Origin of the sequence: Paenibacillus sp. FSL K6-3182 (genome assembly GCF_037976325.1) — a bacterium.
GTDB lineage: Bacteria > Bacillota > Bacilli > Paenibacillales > Paenibacillaceae > Pristimantibacillus.
Window position 1 is genome coordinate 6,235,911 of record NZ_CP150265.1, and the last position, 17,607, is coordinate 6,253,517.

The 17,607-nt window shown below is 46.4% G+C and carries 14 protein-coding genes; 2 read left to right on the plus strand and 12 right to left on the minus strand.

The genetic code is table 11. From position 1 onward, the window contains the following. Nucleotides 1-35: 35 nt before the first annotated feature. The 7 genes from MHH56_RS27440 to MHH56_RS27470 all read right to left on the minus strand — a co-directional run bounded on the left by MHH56_RS27440 (nt 36) and on the right by MHH56_RS27470 (nt 8,273). Nucleotides 36-2,306 (minus strand): glycoside hydrolase family 3 N-terminal domain-containing protein, encoded by a 2,271-nt coding sequence (locus MHH56_RS27440; protein ID WP_339204806.1) that lies wholly within the window; start codon nt 2,304-2,306, stop codon nt 36-38. 129 nt (nt 2,307-2,435) lie between these two features. Continuing rightward, nucleotides 2,436-3,539 carry a Gfo/Idh/MocA family oxidoreductase gene (locus MHH56_RS27445; RefSeq protein WP_339204807.1) on the minus strand — a complete coding sequence of 368 codons (1,104 nt, stop codon included), beginning with the start codon at nt 3,537-3,539 and terminating at the stop codon, nt 2,436-2,438. Between the two features lie 22 nt (nt 3,540-3,561). Further along, on the minus strand, nt 3,562-4,431 hold the full coding sequence (locus MHH56_RS27450; RefSeq protein ID WP_339204808.1) for a sugar phosphate isomerase/epimerase: 870 nt from the start codon (nt 4,429-4,431) through the stop codon (nt 3,562-3,564). A gap of 571 nt (nt 4,432-5,002) precedes the next feature. Beyond that, nucleotides 5,003-5,911, minus strand: a complete 909-nt coding sequence (locus MHH56_RS27455; protein WP_339204809.1) for a fumarylacetoacetate hydrolase family protein — start codon at nt 5,909-5,911, stop codon at nt 5,003-5,005. A gap of 41 nt (nt 5,912-5,952) precedes the next feature. Further along, nucleotides 5,953-6,726, minus strand: coding sequence for a glucose 1-dehydrogenase (locus MHH56_RS27460; protein ID WP_339204810.1), 774 nt, complete (start codon nt 6,724-6,726; stop codon nt 5,953-5,955). 66 nt (nt 6,727-6,792) lie between these two features. Further along, nucleotides 6,793-7,953 carry a UxaA family hydrolase gene (locus MHH56_RS27465; protein ID WP_339204812.1) on the minus strand — a complete coding sequence of 387 codons (1,161 nt, stop codon included), beginning with the start codon at nt 7,951-7,953 and terminating at the stop codon, nt 6,793-6,795. Then, complete coding sequence (locus MHH56_RS27470) at nt 7,950-8,273, minus strand: UxaA family hydrolase (protein WP_339204813.1); 324 nt, start codon at nt 8,271-8,273, stop codon at nt 7,950-7,952. Before MHH56_RS27470 ends, MHH56_RS27465 begins: the two co-directional genes overlap by 4 nt. 211 nt (nt 8,274-8,484) lie before the next feature. On the opposite strand from MHH56_RS27470, the gene MHH56_RS27475 reads away from it, so the two are divergent. Together MHH56_RS27475 and MHH56_RS27480 are read left to right on the plus strand one after the other, a co-directional pair. Then, the gene (locus MHH56_RS27475) at nt 8,485-9,357 is read left to right on the plus strand and encodes an AraC family transcriptional regulator (RefSeq protein WP_339204815.1); all 873 of its coding nucleotides are present in this window, start codon (nt 8,485-8,487) and stop codon (nt 9,355-9,357) included. 134 nt (nt 9,358-9,491) lie between these two features. Further along, nucleotides 9,492-10,358 (plus strand): phytanoyl-CoA dioxygenase family protein, encoded by an 867-nt coding sequence (locus MHH56_RS27480; RefSeq protein WP_339204816.1) that lies wholly within the window; start codon nt 9,492-9,494, stop codon nt 10,356-10,358. A 109-nt stretch (nt 10,359-10,467) separates the two neighbouring features. On the opposite strand, the gene MHH56_RS27485 is transcribed toward MHH56_RS27480, so the two are convergent. The 5 genes from MHH56_RS27485 to MHH56_RS27505 form a co-directional block, all read right to left on the minus strand. Further along, the gene (locus MHH56_RS27485) at nt 10,468-11,265 is read right to left on the minus strand and encodes a polysaccharide deacetylase family protein (RefSeq protein ID WP_339209744.1); all 798 of its coding nucleotides are present in this window, start codon (nt 11,263-11,265) and stop codon (nt 10,468-10,470) included. A 96-nt stretch (nt 11,266-11,361) separates the two neighbouring features. Continuing rightward, nucleotides 11,362-13,074 (minus strand): hypothetical protein, encoded by a 1,713-nt coding sequence (locus MHH56_RS27490; protein ID WP_339204817.1) that lies wholly within the window; start codon nt 13,072-13,074, stop codon nt 11,362-11,364. 1 nt (nt 13,075) lies between these two features. Further along, the gene (locus MHH56_RS27495; protein WP_339204818.1) at nt 13,076-14,158 is read right to left on the minus strand and encodes a glycoside hydrolase family 88 protein; all 1,083 of its coding nucleotides are present in this window, start codon (nt 14,156-14,158) and stop codon (nt 13,076-13,078) included. Nucleotide 14,159: 1 nt separating this feature from the next. After that, on the minus strand, nt 14,160-15,230 hold the full coding sequence (locus tag MHH56_RS27500) for a hypothetical protein (RefSeq protein WP_339204819.1): 1,071 nt from the start codon (nt 15,228-15,230) through the stop codon (nt 14,160-14,162). A gap of 26 nt (nt 15,231-15,256) precedes the next feature. Then, a complete protein-coding gene (locus tag MHH56_RS27505) occupies nt 15,257-17,599 on the minus strand; it encodes a helix-turn-helix domain-containing protein (protein ID WP_339204821.1) in 2,343 nt (780 codons plus the stop codon). Between the last annotated feature and the right edge of the window lie 8 nt (nt 17,600-17,607).

Below are 17,607 nucleotides of genomic sequence, written 5' to 3' on the forward strand. Positions count from 1 at the left end.
AGCCGGGGATTAATCCCCGGCCGCACGTTATCAAACTATTTTTTCTTGCCGTAGCGTTTCGTCCTATCATCCACGATAATCCCGCTCCAGTTTAAGCCATATGCAAAATCATAGGCGTTCCCCTCGGAATCAACATGTACTTCCATATCGTGTGCAACATCTTCCAGCTGCTCCTCAACGGTCTTCATATTAGCAGGCATCTGCATCGGCAGCAGCCCTGAAGGCTCTGCTTCACCTGTAATAATATCTAGAATCGCTTGATCCTGTACCCCAAATGCAGCAATGATTGCATCGGCCTCTGCTTCAAATTCTGCAACGATAGAAGGCTTCGATAATTGCAGCGACACAATGACAGGTTTGCCTTTCATAACCTCTTTCGTTCTCAGTACAGCCTCCAAATCCGAAGCATTTGTGGCCGTTACCGTTTTCCCCTTATAGGAGCGGTTTAACACATCTCTATCATCGCCGGCTATACTAATTTCCCTAGCATGCTCTGCGGTATAAGGGGCGTATTGCAAGCTTATCGGAACATAACCGTTTCCACCTGCTTCAGCATCTGCCTTGCTGTATCCGCTGCCGGAATCTGCCCCCGTAATGAACACCATTGCAAAATCAGCTTTCTCCGGGTCATCCGTTACCTTCAAATATTTCTGTATAACATCCATATTGACGGGATATCCGTCAAATGCAGCAGTCGGGAATCCGATCCAATTGGTACCTGCTGGTCTGAAGCGTTTAGGAATATAGACCGTCTTCAGTTTCTGTATCGGGAGAACGTTTCCTTTGTTTTTAAGCAATACGAGTGATTTGAGCTGCGCTTCGTAGCCTGCTGTCATAAATTCAGCATTACCGACAATGCGAGTCGTTTGTTCGGGATCGCAATACGGGTTCTCGAATAAGCCGACGCGGAACATGTTCTTCAAGAGCCTTACCGCTGACTGCTCAAACCTTGCTCGCATATAAGCTTCACCGTGCTCTGCCACACCGATATGGTAAGCTTCAATGACAGGACCCGCATCATTATTTCCACCGAATTGATCTACTCCGGCCATAAGTGCTTTGTAATGACGCTCCGAGACGGTATAACCTTCCTCAACTCCCCATGCACGTCCTCCTGGAAATAATCGTGTAATATCAGTGCCTTCATCGTCCGTAATTCCCCAGTCCGTGCACACGACACCATCGTAGCCATATTTATCACGAAGCAGGTTTCCGATGATGTGAGCGTTGTAAGCATTGCCGACATTCTCGCCATTCACCTGATCTTGATTATAGGAAATCGTATAATAAGGCATGGTGGCCGATGCTTTCTCCGTCCCTCCTGAGAGCTTGAATGCGCCGTCCAAGAACGGGATCAGATGCTCCTCGAAGTTGTTGCCTGGATATACAGCAAATTTGCCGTATCCAAAATGAGCATCTCTGCCGCCTTCGCCCGAACCGCCGCCCGGCCAATGCTTGACCATCGCATTTACGCTTCCTGATCCCCAGCCGTCTGATTGAGACTCTTCTTCAAACGAGGTCTGAAATCCATCGACATAGGCTTTTGCTAAATCGGCTGACAGTCTTGAATCCTCTCCGAACGTGCCGTCGAAGCGTGACCATCTTGGATCGGTCGCGATATCGATTTGGGGAGAAAGAGCGGTTGCAATGCCAAGCGCCCTGTATTCCTTAGCAGCGATCTTCCCAAACTGATGAACAAGCTCAGGATCAAAAGCTGCTGCAAGCCCCAGCGTTTCGGGCCACATGGAAATTGCGCCTCCCGCCCCTGCATTATATTCCTTGCTCGCATCGGACCCATGGCGCGGATCGCTGCTGTTATTCGCCGGGATGCCCAAACCTGTACTTTCGGCCAAGGCTTGTACTTTATTGTTCCAATGAGCAGCAATCTCCGGACTTTCAACAAAAGTAAGGAGCACATGCCGCAGATGGTCTTGGGTTAAAAACTTTATTTGTTCATCGGATAAATCATGCGGCTTCGCACCGCTCTCCGAATAAGGCTTGCCATTATAAGAGGCGGTGAAAAAGCCATGTGAAGCTGGAACAGCCTGATGCGCGCTGTACAACATCAAACCGGCGATTTGCTCGATGGACATTTTTGAGGCTAAATCCTTTGCTCGCTCTTCTGCCGGCAAGCGCCAGTCCTCGTATTTATCCAGCTTCCCATCCTTATTGAGGTCTTTAAATGCAAAACCATCTTCCACTATAATATTTACGCCTGAATTAGCTGAATATCCGAGTGTTGGGCCGCCTTCATTTTTTACATATGTAATCGTTTCCAATTTTGTTTCAGTCCAATTATCACTCATGTCATTACTGCCTCCTAGGACGATTATCATATTCAGACATTAACGTATTCCCTCTCACTAGCGGAAAAACCTTCCCACTGATGGAAAGGCTCCCTTTTATATTGTTACTCCGTTAAATTAATTGGAACTTTATTCAAATTCTACAACTTTGCCCGTTTCAGCTGACTTATAGATCGCCTCTAAAATTTGCGTGACCACATAAGCTTGCTCTGGTTTTACGAGAGGCTCGGTATCATTAATAATACTATCCAGCCATTGTCTTGCCTCTTTCACCCCATCATCCTCAGCCCCTGGACCGAAGTAAGCAATGCCCCCGCTAAAGGAAGGTTTCGTCTCTACAAGCTGTCCGTGTTTGACGCTATTAAAGATGACATCGCTTTTCCCAAATGTTGAGCTAGCTTTCATTTCTGCTCCGCCTTCTGTCCCGCAAAGCGTAGTCATCGCCTCTTTAGCATCGGTTGTATTTAATATCCATGACGCCTCCAAGAAAATCGTAGCGCCGTTTTCCATTTTAATAAATCCAAAAGCCGAGTCTTCTACATCATATCTTTCCGGGTCCCATGCACCCATCATATTGCCTTCGAACTTATCCGCCATTTTATGATAGACAGAACCACTCACCGATTTCGGCTTATAGTTATCCATGAACCATAATGCCAAGTCCAGCGCATGCGTGCCTAAATCGATTAACGGTCCGCCGCCCTGCTGCTCTTTATCCAGAAAGACACCCCATGTCGGCACTCCGCGTCTGCGCACAGCATGAGCTTTAGTCATATAAATGTCTCCTAAATCACCTTCGCGGCATGCCTTATGCAAAATTTGAGAGTCATTTCTAAATCTATTCTGATAGCCAATCGTCAGTTTCTTGCCTGTCCGCTTAGCCGCATCTACCATTTTTTTGGCTTCAATTGAGTTGATCGCCATTGGCTTCTCACACATGACATGTTTGCCCGCTTCTAGTGCATCAACTGTTATATAAGAATGCTGCAGGTTCGGTGTTAATACATGAACAACATCAATTGATTCGTCTTCGAGCAGCTTTTTGTAATCGACATAAACTTTAGCGCCCTCGCTTCCAAAATCCTGAGCTGCCTTTTGCGCTTTCTCTTCAATAACATCACAGAAGGCAACCATTTCACCCATATGTGAAAGCTTGGCTAACGATGGCATATGCTTCTGGTTGGCGATACCGCCGCAGCCGATGATACCGATCTTAAGTTTTCCTTTGTTCATTGAACATTCTCCTCCTTATGGGCTATACATATTGTTGAAGCACGGTTAGATCCTTGCGAATGCTGCCAAACTTGTCTTCCGACTCGCCCTCATTCTCCACAAGCGCATAACGGACATGCCCCATTGCGCGGATTTGCTCGTACACAGCTGCAAAATCAAACCTGCCTGTGCCAAGGTCAACGAAGTCTCCAGGGCCAATATGCTTCTGATAGATTTGAAATGGTTCAAGCCCTTCTTCACTGCCTAGCTGCATAGCTTCCATAATATTGAGCTGGCCGGATAGGTTTTTGCTTATGTCCTTCTGGTGGACAATATCACAACGATCTCCAAGCTTCTCTAACACATGAATCGGATCTATTCCTGCACGTACGACCCATGCCATATCGATTTCAAATTTCACATAGGATGGATCTGTATTTTCCAAAATCAAGTCGAACAGCGTTTGATCACCGACCGCTTTAAACTCATGCGCGTGATTATGCAGATAGAACTTAAACCCGCCATCCTTCATTTTTTTGCCGACACTGTTCATTTGCTCCGCAGCTTTCAGCGTATCCTCACGATCTTTGATCCACACGGATGGGAGCACGATTCGTTGGCAGCCGATACCCGCGTAATACTTCATAAGCGAATCCCAGTCATGCGAAATCAATTCTTGCCCTGGCATCGTGCCTTCATGAACCGCAACTGCATTTAGACCAAGCTCACGAAACTTATCTCGAACCGCTTCCATAGGAATTTCATCGATATATCGTGTAAAGGACTTCATATTGAATCCAATAAGCTCAATATTTACATACCCTGCAGCAGCAACCTTCTCCAGCGTTCCAAAGTAATCCTCACCAAGCTCCCTGTATACGGAAAAAATATTAATGCCTGCTTCAATAGTCATTCGGCGAAATACCCCCATCTCGATTGGTTGATTGTGTTCTTATTTATTATGATAGAATACCGGAGACTTTCTTTCTTTCACGTATCCGTCATTCTATTATTGAATTTCCGCACTGTGGCTGTCGGAATGAAAGATTTGCCGCCAACTTTTTGGATGAAAAAAGGGACTGACTCAAAAGTAGAATGACCTCCACTTGAAACAGACCCTGTTTTTTTGATAGAGCTTAGGCAAAACGATGTCCTTCCCTCATCCTACTTATAGCTTTCGAACCGAATAACCCTTATTTAAAACATTCATCATGGCTTATATTTGTAACGAACTCTAGAATCGTTATTTCGAGAAAAGTTGCTCATAACCACTTATAAAGCATGCAATAACGTTAATAAGGTTCGTTAAAATAAAAGAAAGGACGTTTTCTGCGTAATAAGCATAATACAGTTCGTTAGTGAAATAATCTTGAGATGTTATGCGCTGGGCGAGCCTATTTATAGCCAACCGCATGTCATTCTTTAATAATAAAAAAAGAAAGCCTCAATGAAACAGGCTTTCTCCACTCGCTGATCTATGCTGTTTACTGAACTTCCTCTACAAACCGGTTCGTTAGCGAACCCAGCTTCTCGATTTCGATCGTAACCGTATCGCCAGCCTTCAGCCATACCCGCTTCTCTTCCGGGTAGCCGAGTACAACACCCTCAGGCGTTCCAGTAAGAATAATATCGCCTGGCGACAATGTCATATGCTGTGAGACATAGCTTACAATTTCGTCACAGCTAAAAACCATATCCGAAGTATTGGACTGCTGACGTACTTCACCGTTAACCGTGCAGCCAATGGACAGATTGTTAGGGTCTGCAATTTCATCTGCAGTGACCAAATAAGGACCGAGCGGGCTGAACTTGTCCAGTGATTTGCCAAGCAGCCACTGCTGCGTGCGCATTTGCAGATCCCTTGCGGACAAGTCGTTGACGCAGCAATAACCAAATACATGCTCCAGCGCCTGCTCCTTCTCGACATACTTTGTTTTCTTGCCGATGACGATAACCAGTTCAGCTTCATAATCAACCTGACTTGTCACCTTTGTTGGAAGCGGAATATCTTCTCCATGAGCAGCCACGGTGTTATCGAATTTGTTGAACAAAATCGGATACGCAGGAATTGGAGCGTTGGTCTCATGCGCGTGTTTGCGGTAGTTCAGTCCGATGCAAATAATTTTGCCCGGCTCGGTTACACATGGGCCGAATGTAATATCCTCTTCGCGGTATAGGGCAGCAGAATATTGTTCTGAAGCTGCGGAGACTTCCTCCACAAACTGACTTAACGCACCAAGCGCATCCGAGCCACCTTCGATCACTTCCATAACTGCTGTCGGTACATTCGGCTTATTGTTGATTTTCAGTGCCTCAACAATATCCAAGACGCCATTAGCTAATTTAACTCCTAAATGAGAGCCATTTTCTTTTTGAATGACAAGCAATTTCATAGTTATCTTCCTCTCTTTTGTGGATGATCCATACTGCAGCGTCAGGCATTTTTGCCGAACACAACGCCTCCATCAATATAAAGCGGTGAGCCCATCATAAAGCTCGACTCATCGGATGCAAGAAACAGTGCTGCCTTCGCTACATCTTCCGGACGGCCTAATTCATTGCTGAGCTGCCGTGATTTTAGCGATGCGATGGCAGCCTCTGGGTCCTCGTAAGAAGTGCGTAAATAGTTTTCAACAAACGGCGTCATAATTGTACCCGGCAAAAGTGCATTTACACGAATATTGTACTTAGCATAATCTACCTGCATCGATTTGGTAAGTGCCAGTACCGCTCCTTTGGTAGCTGCATAAGACGCGCGGTTTGCAAGACCCATCTCTGCAATACAGGAAGACATGTTAATAATCGTGCCGCTCGCTCGTTCCATCATATGAGGCAGGACATACTTGGAAGGCAAGTAAACCCCGCGAATATTGACCCGGATCACGCGATCCCAGTCATCCGGCTCCACCTCATGAAGCGCCCCTACACCGCTAATGCCGGCATTATTGAACAGGACGTCAATTCGGCCGTGCGCAGCAAGCGTTTCGCTTACCATGGATTGAACGGAATCTGGATCAGTAACATCCGCATAAACAAACGAAGCCCGCCCCCCTAGGGAGTTGATCTCTTCTACCGTTTCATTTCCTTTATCTGCGTTCAGATCGTTAACAACAACAAACGCGCCTTCCTTGGCGAATAGCAGCGCCGAGCTCCTGCCAATGCCTGAACCTGAACCGGTAATGAGGACAATCTTATCCGCTAATCTCATATACTAAGCTCCCTTCTATATTCGAATTCATGCCCCAAAACTAACCACGTGGCTCACAAAATGTTTCTATAGGCTAGGTCCGATACGGTTAATGCTGAATTCTTGATGGCCCAGCGTTTCTGCCTTCGTCCATTTCCCATCCGCTACATCTATGATTTCTTGCCATATTTTCTCTCCTGCCGACTCCAAACTCAGCATGCCGCCCAGCATATCGCTGACGTCGACGTCCATATTATCTTCCATCCGCTCAAACATCCGTTTATTCCCTGTAATTTTGATAACTGGCACGACTGCTGCCCCCGTTGGCGTTCCTCTCCCCGTCGTAAAACAAACGATATGAACGCCCCCCGCTGCCATGCCCGATACACATTCGATATCATTGCCCGGCGAGTCCATGAAGTAGAGTCCGCCCTCCGGTATTTGTTCTGCGTATTCGATAACTCCTTTAATGGGTGCTTTCCCGCATTTGCTAATGCAGCCTAATGATTTCTCTTCAATCGTAGAAAGACCGCCTTCAATATTGCCGGGACTCGGATTGCCGCCCCGCATGTCAGCGCCCATCCGCTCTACCTCTTTCTCGAAACGGCCGACAATATGATAAAGCATATCCGCTGTTTCCGGCGTGGCACAGCGCTGTGCCAGCACATGCTCGGCGCCGATAATTTCGGTCGTCTCGCCGATAACGATTGTTCCGCCTGCTGCGATTAAAGAGTCCGCGGCTTCACCAAGTGCCGGATTCGACGACAAGCCGGAAGTGGCATCGGAGCCGCCGCATTTCACGGCTACCTTGAGCTTTGACAGCGGAACAGGTACTTTCGGCTGACGCTCAAGCTCCTCCATCATTTGTTTGGCTAGTTCCGTTCCATGCTGGATCGCTTTCACCGAGCCGCCAACCGACTGGATATCAAATACTTCCACCAGTTTGCCGGTTTTACGAATATCCTCTGCAAGCGCGTAGGGATCCACTACCTCACACCCTAGACTGATGATGATCACTCCGCCTACATTTGGATTTTTCCCAGTTCCCGACAGCACCTCGAAAGTACGTTCCTTGTCCGCTCCGATCTGGCTGCAGCCATGCTGATGAGGAATGGCCACAGTACCCGGTACTAGCTGCATGATTCGGTTGCAAACCTGATTGGAACAGATGACTGTTGGAATGATGAGCAGATGATTGCGGATGCCAATATCTCCGTTCGCTCTTTCGTACCCCATAAATGTGCTCATGCTTCCACCTTCCCGGCTATATCGCCTCTGCCGCGTATTCCTTCAATATTGTGGACATGAACATGCTGCCCCACCAAAATGGCAATGCTCGCTCGCCCGATGGTTTCGCCGTATTTCCGCACTTCCTGTCCTTCACTAAGCGCCTTAATCGCCAGTTTATGTCCGAATGGGATAACATCAAGTGCTTTTATTTCATGAATTTGCTCACCATCTCTGTAGCGAATGGTTTCTTCAGCTTCAACATCACGCAGCGCCATCACAACATGATCTCGGTCATCCATAATTAATGCATCGACGCCATCTGTCATTTGTTGTTTCATTCAGCCACTCCTCCATCTTTTGTTCGTTTATGACTAATCGGTTTACTATCCAATTTTTAATCGTTATCCTTCATAATAATCGAGCATTTAAGATATGAAAATTGCGAGAAAACGCTTAAATATACCCTATTTTGACTATTATTCGGTTAGCCATTACACTAGTACCGAACAGCATATTTTATATCTTCCTCATCAAGGAGGTACCGCCAAAATGAAGCCGATTCGCAAGCAATTTGATGCTGCTGCTTCTTTTCCATTTGAATTCAGCTATCGTGCGGTAAAGGATTCACATAATGAGCTGCCCAACCACCTGCATGATTGGCATGAAATCGTCTATGTCCATTCGGGAAAAGGCGTGTTTTTTATTGATGGCTCCTTCTATGCCATAGAACCCGGTGATTTATTTCTGCTCCCTGGCAACACCGTCCATCGTGCATTGCCGGATGAAGAAGCTCCGTTGACGGTGAGCGCCATTTATTTTCACGGACGTATCGTGCAATGGGACTCCTTAGGCGATACCTTTTCTTTTGTTCAATGCTTTGAGGAGGCTAACAAGCGGAAGAGCCAGAAGCTCAGTCTGGATACATCCGACCAGCACTTAATAGAAACGATGCTGATTCATATTAACGACGAGTTGACGATGGATAAACCAGGACGCCGCCATGCTGCCGTCCTTCATCTGCTTCAGCTGCTGCTTCTGCTGAATCGCCAAATACCCGCTCCAACAGCCGAACGGAAACATACAGGTGCACCGGAGTGGATGAGGCTAACGCTTCGTACAATCGACGAACATCCTTTTGGTGACGTCAGCTTATCCACGCTAACCGCCAAAGCGGCAGTGAATCCATCACATTTTACGCGTGTCTTTAAGCTTCTTACTGGTATGACGCTAACTGAATATGTCACGGCAAAACGGATCAGTCACGCCAAGGAACTCCTTCTATCCTCGGATGCACCAATCCATGCGATCGCGAGTGAATGCGGGTTTGAGAGCCTGCCACATTTCCATCGCACATTCAAAAAACTAACAGGAACGACGCCAGCCGGCTACAAACGCAGCAGCCTATCGTCAGACTTTAAATAGGCGCAGCAGGGACTTCATGTTAAGCAGGTTAGCGGATGTATTGATAAATCATCGTACTGTTATCTAAATACAGCTTCAGCTCCTATTTGGTACGATGGGTTCAATTGTTGATAACGAATAGGAGGAAATAAAACATGACAAGTCCATCTAAATTCGGTAGTTTAACGAATGAACAAATTGATTTTTATAATGAGCAGGGCTATCTTGTGCTTCCAAATCTGCTGTCGGAACAGGATTTAGCGCCCGCCAAAGAAGCGATGAATAAGAAAGTATCCATGATTGCAGATGAGTTAATGCATGCAGGACTTATTAGCGATAAACTGGAGCATCGGCCCTTCAAATATAGGCTCGCGGAGTTGTTTGCGGATTTGACCTCAGAGGAATTTCTGAACTACGGTAGAAGCTGGCGTGATAGACTGCCTGGCTACTTCGATTTAATGAGCAATCCAAAAATTTTGGACGCTGTGGAATCTTTAATCGGGGGTGAGCTTTTTTCCAATCCGGTCTACAACACAAGACCCAAAATTCCGAAAGTTGCTGCTGGAGCAGTGCCTTGGCATCAAGATAAATCATATTGGCCCGATGCCAATTCTAATCCTGTCATAACCGTTTGGATTCCTCTTGTCGATGCGAACGAAGTTAATGGCTGCTTGCATATCAAGCCTAAGACTCATCGCACAAAGCTATTGGAATGGCATAGCGAAAACCATACAGGTACAGGCTACACGGCGCTGCATGAAAGCCAGCTGGGGAAAACAAAAACTGTCGTCTTGCCCGTTCCAGCTGGAAGCGCGATTCTATTTAATGACCGTTGTCTGCATATGTCCACCCCCAATGAATCAGACGAGGTGCGCTGGAGCGTAGATTTGCGATATCAACCAACGGATCAAGATCCCATGCCATCCCATGGCGCAGGTTTTTTAGCAAGAAGCTATCTTCACCCAGAAAGAGTGGCCACTCTGGAAGATTGGCTTGCAGAAAAGCCCGAACACAACACATAAAATATATGGGAACTTAGCATTTGTTCAGCCAGAAGAGCGAGATATGCTCTTCTGGCTGTTTATTTTATAAGCTGCAGAACTTCAGGAATGGCAAAAGCTTCGCCTTATTTTAAAGTTGAAGAACTTGGCCTGCACTAATTTTGATAGGCTCATTGTCAGCACTTATCCAGACGTCGAGCGCAGAAGGATTATGGACAATGCTTCTATCGACTGAGAATCTAAGTCTCTCGATTGCTTGCATATAGGCTATGATCTCTGCATTCGTAGCATGCCAGATGGTATCGTTATCCTTTAGCAGCTCCCCCGCTTGATCAATAATTTCCCAGTTATCGTCATTGTCAAACTCATAGCTATGACCCCAAACATAAAGCAAAGACATTCTACTAAACCATTCCTTAAAGTCTTTGAAAATTTCAACTTGTTCTAGCAATTGTTTATGATGACATGTTGGATGCCAGCGAAGCGGATCAGCTGGCATATCGAATCTGCCATGGCTGTTCACCGTTCTAGCATATTCAATTCCAAGCGCTGGAAGCATCGCAACGACTTTGTCATTATAAGTTCCAAATGGATAACTCATTCCACGTACCGGATATTGCACAAGACTCTCCAGCGTCCGCCGATCTTCCAAAATTTCATGTGCTACTTGATCTGGTGGAGAGATTTCTAGAAAAGGGTGACTAACCGTGTGCGCAGATACTTCATGGCCTTGAAAGAGCGTTCTAACCTCTTCCGCTGTAATATATCCCTCGCGCCCAAGAAAACCAGAGTTAAGATGAAAGGTACCTTTGAAACCATACTGATTTAATTTCGCTACGAGCTGTCGGTCTTGAGTGCGCCCATCATCATAGCTGAAGGTCATAGCCTTCGTTCGTCCTTCTGGAAATAACGTGTACTGAACTTTCATCACATTTCGTCCTCTCTTATTCTGTTTGCTCAGCTGGACTATACACACTGCTAAAAGAAAAACCCATCAGTTCGATGGGTCAAGCTTTGTGGATAATTACAGCATACTAGGCTTCAACTGCAAAGTAAGCGCTATATCCTCATTATTCCAGCTTGCACTAATAGTTGCAAGCTCTTTTGTACGTTCGATTTGCGGCTTGAAGCTATCAACTCCTTGTCCTATGCAAAGAGAGAAAAGAAATGCAGCCTCGTTCATTTTTTGAAAATCAATAACCTTCTTTTCACCGGTATAAAGTACAAGGTCGATGCCGAGCAAGTCACCCTCCCTAGTTACTTCCCAGCTCCAGTCTCTGGCTGCCTCACCTGCACTCTGATCATCAAAGGCTGCAAACCAGCTGCGCAGCAATACCAGCGTCTCCCCTATTCGCAGGCTAACACTGCCTTTCTCCACTACGGTACTGACCTGATCCAAAGCGCCGCCAATTTCCAGACGGAATCGCAAATCTGACGCTTCGATTGAGCCATGAATCATATCCAAATTCGGGTGGGTATCACCGCCATTGACGACAAAATTCACTCCAAACAACAGATGGTTCTCCCGCTGCTCCCCATGAAAAATAGCAGAACAATAATCATAACCATCGTGCAGCGCACGCAGATGCAAGTAAGTCGCCTCGCCACCATTATCAACATAGGCGAGCAAAGTCCTTGTCTGGTTCCACATAATCTCTTTGTTGAAGCTGCCAAGTGTATAGGTCGGCGTCATATAAGTAGTTGCCCACTTCTCTTTACCGTTCCCATTGATCCCGAAGCATTCCCTTATCGTCCGCTGACCGAGCGCAAGGAAACTTTCTACATATTGCTCTGGACATACAGCGCCGCATTTATACCAATCTTCATAATAAGGAAGTTCATCCTCCGTATAAAAAGCCAGCTTTCCTTTGGTTGCTAATTGTAGAAAAGCTTTGCTTTGAGGGGTAAGCAGCGTTTTGTAACAACGGCTGTGCGGACCGGACCACTGCCTTGTACCGGCATGAAAATGATCCGCTACACTTTTCCATGCGATGTTCAGCAAGTCGTTTCCAAGCTGCTTTGCATAATCATTGCTCGTTTCCGTTACAATAGCAGACAGCTCCAAAATAGCAACATAAGTGTACGTCGGACTATTATATTCTTGGAACGCCTGCCGAGGCATTGTATAGCTATGCAGCTTTTCCAGTCGTTCCAAACCGTATTTTGCATAATCCTGCCGCTCGAACAATTCACCAGCGATGAGCGTAACGAATGCGCCCATAATCGCAATGTTAGTGTAATGCGGTCCAACATTCCGAATGATAATCGCGTCACAGGCATTACAAATAGCTTGTTTCACCGACTGCCGCAGCGTCTCTGGCAGCCTTGCGTCGTGCCTTGAAATGATCAGCACAAGCAGCTTGCCGCAAAAGTCAGCCCAGTTCCAATCAGGAGGGGCCATTTGATCAAGCGGCTCCTCATAAAACCAAGACCAGATACCGAACGTATTGCGGCTCCGATCTGTATCCTGCAAGGAAACGATTTGCTCAATGATATCGAAAGCACGCTGCTCATAATGTTCTTTCCCTGTATCCAGCAGACCCAGCGCATAGCTGAGCGAACTCCGTGTTGAATGGATAAAATCAGCCTGTTTAATGGTCGTATGATAGCCGGGACTACTGAAGGGTGACCTAAGTAAACGGTTTTCTGAATTGTACTGGGAGTCTAGGGAATCAATCAGCTCAATCAACTTGTTTCTGTTATTGAATGAATTATTGGAATAGTCCACTATGTTCATTTCATCCCTCACCTGTAATCAAGTTATCTTCGTTTGCTTGCTCAGAAGTCAGCAAAAGCTTAAATTCTGTCAACAGCTGTAAAGTTAAGCCTTGCCCATAAAGTGTCGGATAGATCGGAATCTGATTATAAGCGTCCACGGATGGCATAATAGGTGTTCCGCCCGAGACACCTGCAACTTCACCATTAGAATTAATTAGCGACAACACTTCAGATAGCGTTCGCTCAGCCGGCTCCAGAAATGAGGCGTCAAGCATACCTGTGTTGACCCCTCTGAGAAAACCGCATGCAATTCCAGCACTTGCCGAGGTTTCTTTATACGTATCCGTGCGATCCAGCACCGTATGCCACAGCCCGTCTGCAGCCTGACAAGAGCGTAGTGCAGCGGCAAGAGTGGAATATCGTTTATTAAGCTCTGTTGGTATGGCTGCTAACCCGCTGATTTCACTCACAATCTCGGGTATGCTCATAACGATCCATGCATTGGCGCGAGCCCAACGAACCGCTGATAAGTGGTTGCCTGCCTCACAGTTCCAGCCGTGAAATAACAATCCCGAATTCGAATCCTGCAGCAGCTGCAAGTGAAGCATGGTCTGCTCTAGTGCCTCCGTAGCCAACTGCTTATCACCCGTCGTTCTCGCCAGCCTAGCTAGAAATAAGACAGCCATAAATACCGTATCTGCCCAAACCTGTTCACGGAACTCGACATCCTCCGTAACGGTGTGCTCGAAAGCCCGCTCGCGTGTGCGCGGCGCTTCATTCATCATCCACTGTGCAATTTCCTGCGACTTGGCGAGTAGCCAAGCCTCTCCGGAGCGGCGATATAAGGAAGGAAATACGGCAAAAGGCGCCATTGCATTAATTACTTTCAGAGCATCGCCCTTATGCTTATTCTGCTCTACCCATTTTTCTACGTACTGGATCGTTTCTTCTTGCCCTGACTTCTCACCATAATCCAGAATTGAGATGATACCGACACCAGGAACCCAGTCCCACTGATTCATATCCATGCCCCAATTTCCCTGATGATCATCGGTCATATAACTGTAGATTTTGCTCATCGCCTCTGCAATCTGCCCTGTCATATCAGTTCTCCTCAGTTAATTGATCAATGTCAATGATGCCAATCCATAAGTGCTGATCCTCATCTGCAAAAGTAAACGACACCTTTTTACTATCGGGACTGAACATGGGGTGGGGATGTCCGGGATGATCTCTCCATAGAGGCAGCTCGCACAGCAGCTTGGAGGTTCGCTTCTCCAAATTGATGAGGACGATTTTGCTTATCTTCATTCCCTCTTCAAACGTATCCGCAACGGCAAAACGCCCATCTGGACTCGGCGCTACATGCCAGTACCTGTAGTCGCCATTGATAAGTTCATGATCTTTGCCCGTTTTTTCTACCCGATATACTCCTGTTGGTTTTAGCGGGCTTTGCGGATACTTGACGAAATACAGATACTCCCCATCTGCTGCCCACATCTCGTGCCCCACATATTCCACATGCTCACCTGTATCCAGCCGCTGCTGGCGAAAAATATTACGTATCTCACGCGTCGTTGTATCAGCAACGTAGATACGATCTGCAATATGGTCTGTCCTGCCCTCATGGGCAAAAAAAACAAGCTGATCATAACGAGGATTAATCATCGAATGATTCGCAATAGGGTAGGGCTCTTTAAACCCCGGTGCAGCAACAACAGAGACCTCACCTGTGAGGACCTCAACAATCCCGACTACCCATTCCTCGCCGTGTTTCCAGTAAGTTCCTATTTTCTTTCCGTCATTTGTGATGGAGAGCGGACCATACACCTCAGTCCCAACCTCCATTCTGCATATGTTGCGAGACAGCATCGTATGCAGATTAAACTCATAAATCGCAGATCCGACATAATAATAGAAATAATCATTTGACGATACAACACCGCATCCCCAGCTGAGGTTTTCTATCATTGTTTCAACCGCACCCGTCTCTATATCAAAAAGAACATAACGCCCTTTAAAGCTCTCATCTATGTCTGTACAGACCATAATATTGCGGCTGTCTGCCATCCAGGTTTGTGCTGTAAAATAGTTTTGGCCGGTATCCGTACCAGGGTTTCCAACAGCCTGAATAGCGATATTCGTTAAAGGATCCTTCAACTTGCGAATGATCATGCTGCACCCTTCCTCTCCTCTATAGTTCAAACCTCTCCATCTTGTTCTCTCCGCGCCCGCTCTCTGAATTCCGTAGGCGTTAGCCCTGTTATTTTCTTGAATAATCTCACAAAGCTATTCACATTTGTATAGCCTACGCCTTCCGCAATATCGCGTATTTTCTCTTCCGTATCCTTCAGCAGCTGCTTAGCCTTGTTCATGCGCGTCTCCATCAAATAATCGATAAAATTGCATTCCTGCTGTTCTTTAAACAGCTTGCTGAGATGAGATACGCTCAAATGAAATTCGCTCGCGAGCAAATTAAGCGACAGGTCGCTGCGCATATAATGTTTTTGAATATAGAGCATCACATTGTCAATGACATCATTTCGTTCCCTGCTGCTTCGCTTTTCCTTAATTCGTTCGATGAAGCTCGAGAGTGATTGTATCGTAAAGGCCTCAAGATGGTGCAGCTGCTCATACTGGTTCAACATTTCAACCATGTACTGCTCCGGCAAAATCCCCTCGGGGTCAACGCCAATTTCAACAGTGGCTGTCGCGGCCTTCATCAGGCATTGTACAATCAGCTGCATAATCATTTCCGGCGGCACGACATGCTCGGTGAACGATTCGAACCATCTGTGTACTTGCAGCTTCATCTTGTCTGTATCTGATACCTTAACCGAAGCGACAATCCCATCTGTCATCGCAAATAATCGGTAAAATTGCGGGGATTGCTCACTGAACACATCCTCTTTCGTAATAATTGAATTGCTCCCCATTACGAGCTTATAGCTCAGCGCCTCAAGCGATTGCTTATAGGAGCGATGAATTTCGTTCACCGTTTCAACAATATCTCCAATGCCAATCGTAATCGTGCGGTTAAAATACTCCTGAACGAAATCCTTCATTAAATCAGCTACTGCGACCGCCCGCATCATATGGCGCTGCGGATCATCTTGATCACCGAAGCTCATAATGACAGCGCATTTGCCAATGCTCACTTCCACTGCAATGCCGCGGCTCTCTGCATTCATCAGCTCCTCTGCTACATTGCAGAGCGCATAGGCATAAAGCTGCAAATCCCGCGGCGAAGCAATTTCATGCTTGTTGTCAAATTCAATGCTCATGACGACATAATGCTCTAGATACAAACTAATGCCAAGCATATCCATATAAGGCTGTAGCACTGCAATATTTTTGCGTTTCTCAGAAAGCAATTCAGTGAGCAGCTGCCATTTGATAAGCGGCTTGCTCTCAATCACCTGCTTATGCAGCTCTTCCCGATCTTGCAAAATATGCTGTACCGTCGATTCGAAATATTGAAATTCATCCGTGTATTTCCTTGTTGTTCCTTCCTTCGGATGAATTGTCAAATGCCGAGTCATCGCCTGAATAAAACGATTAACTGGCTTGAAAATCCAGCGGCCTACCATCGCTGCCGATGCCGTCGCCACCACAAACAATACAATGGCAAGAATAAGCAGGCCATTGCGAATGGCATAAAGCGGCTTTAGAAACTGCGCTTCTGGCACTACCCGAACAATATTCCATCCCGTATAGTCTGACTTCACATAAAAAACGGAGGATGCAGTCCGTTCAACCTGCTCAGAGAAATGGCCGCTCGTTTCCGAGGCATTCAATATTTGGTTAATATACGGAAATTCACTAATGTCCTTGCCCAGCTTGCTCTGGTCTGCATGCAGCACCACAACGCCTTCACTATCCATAATAAAGGTCTGTCCTTTATCCATCGCAGCCGTATTGCGAATCAAGCCGTACAGCAGATCCTCCTTAATATTTACGGCGATCGCACCTTCCCGCGTACCTGACGAATGAATAAGCGGATAAGAGCGTACCAGCGTTACAACATTGCGGTATACCGGATATTGCGAGTGATTAAGCTGTACCTTGCGAGTCGACATCCAATTGAAGTATCCATCATACTGCTGAAATTCTGGAATCCATGAGAAATCCAGCTTATAATCCTGTTCAGTCAATACATTTCCTGAAACGAGCCGCTGCCTGCCATAGGAATAAAGATCGATGGAAAAGAGATAATCAATACTATTAATCGCATTCGTAATTAGAGTGGATACGCGGAAAGCATTGTTCTTACTCTCCAAATCGGTCAGCTCATCATTGAAGAACCGTCCCACCTCAGACGTCTTCAGCAGCTGAATTGCCGATTTATCAATATGCTTAAGCGACAGCTCCAGCTTCTGATCCAGCTGTCCTAGCAGTTCCATGTTCGTACTGGTCAACTGCCGCTCCAGCTGTCGGTTGAATACGGAATATGTCAAAAATGCAGAAGAAAAAACGAGGAAGAACAGCAGCATAGATAGTACTGCAACCGCTTTTACAAGCCGCCGATTTTGTACGAGCTTCATTTCTGTTC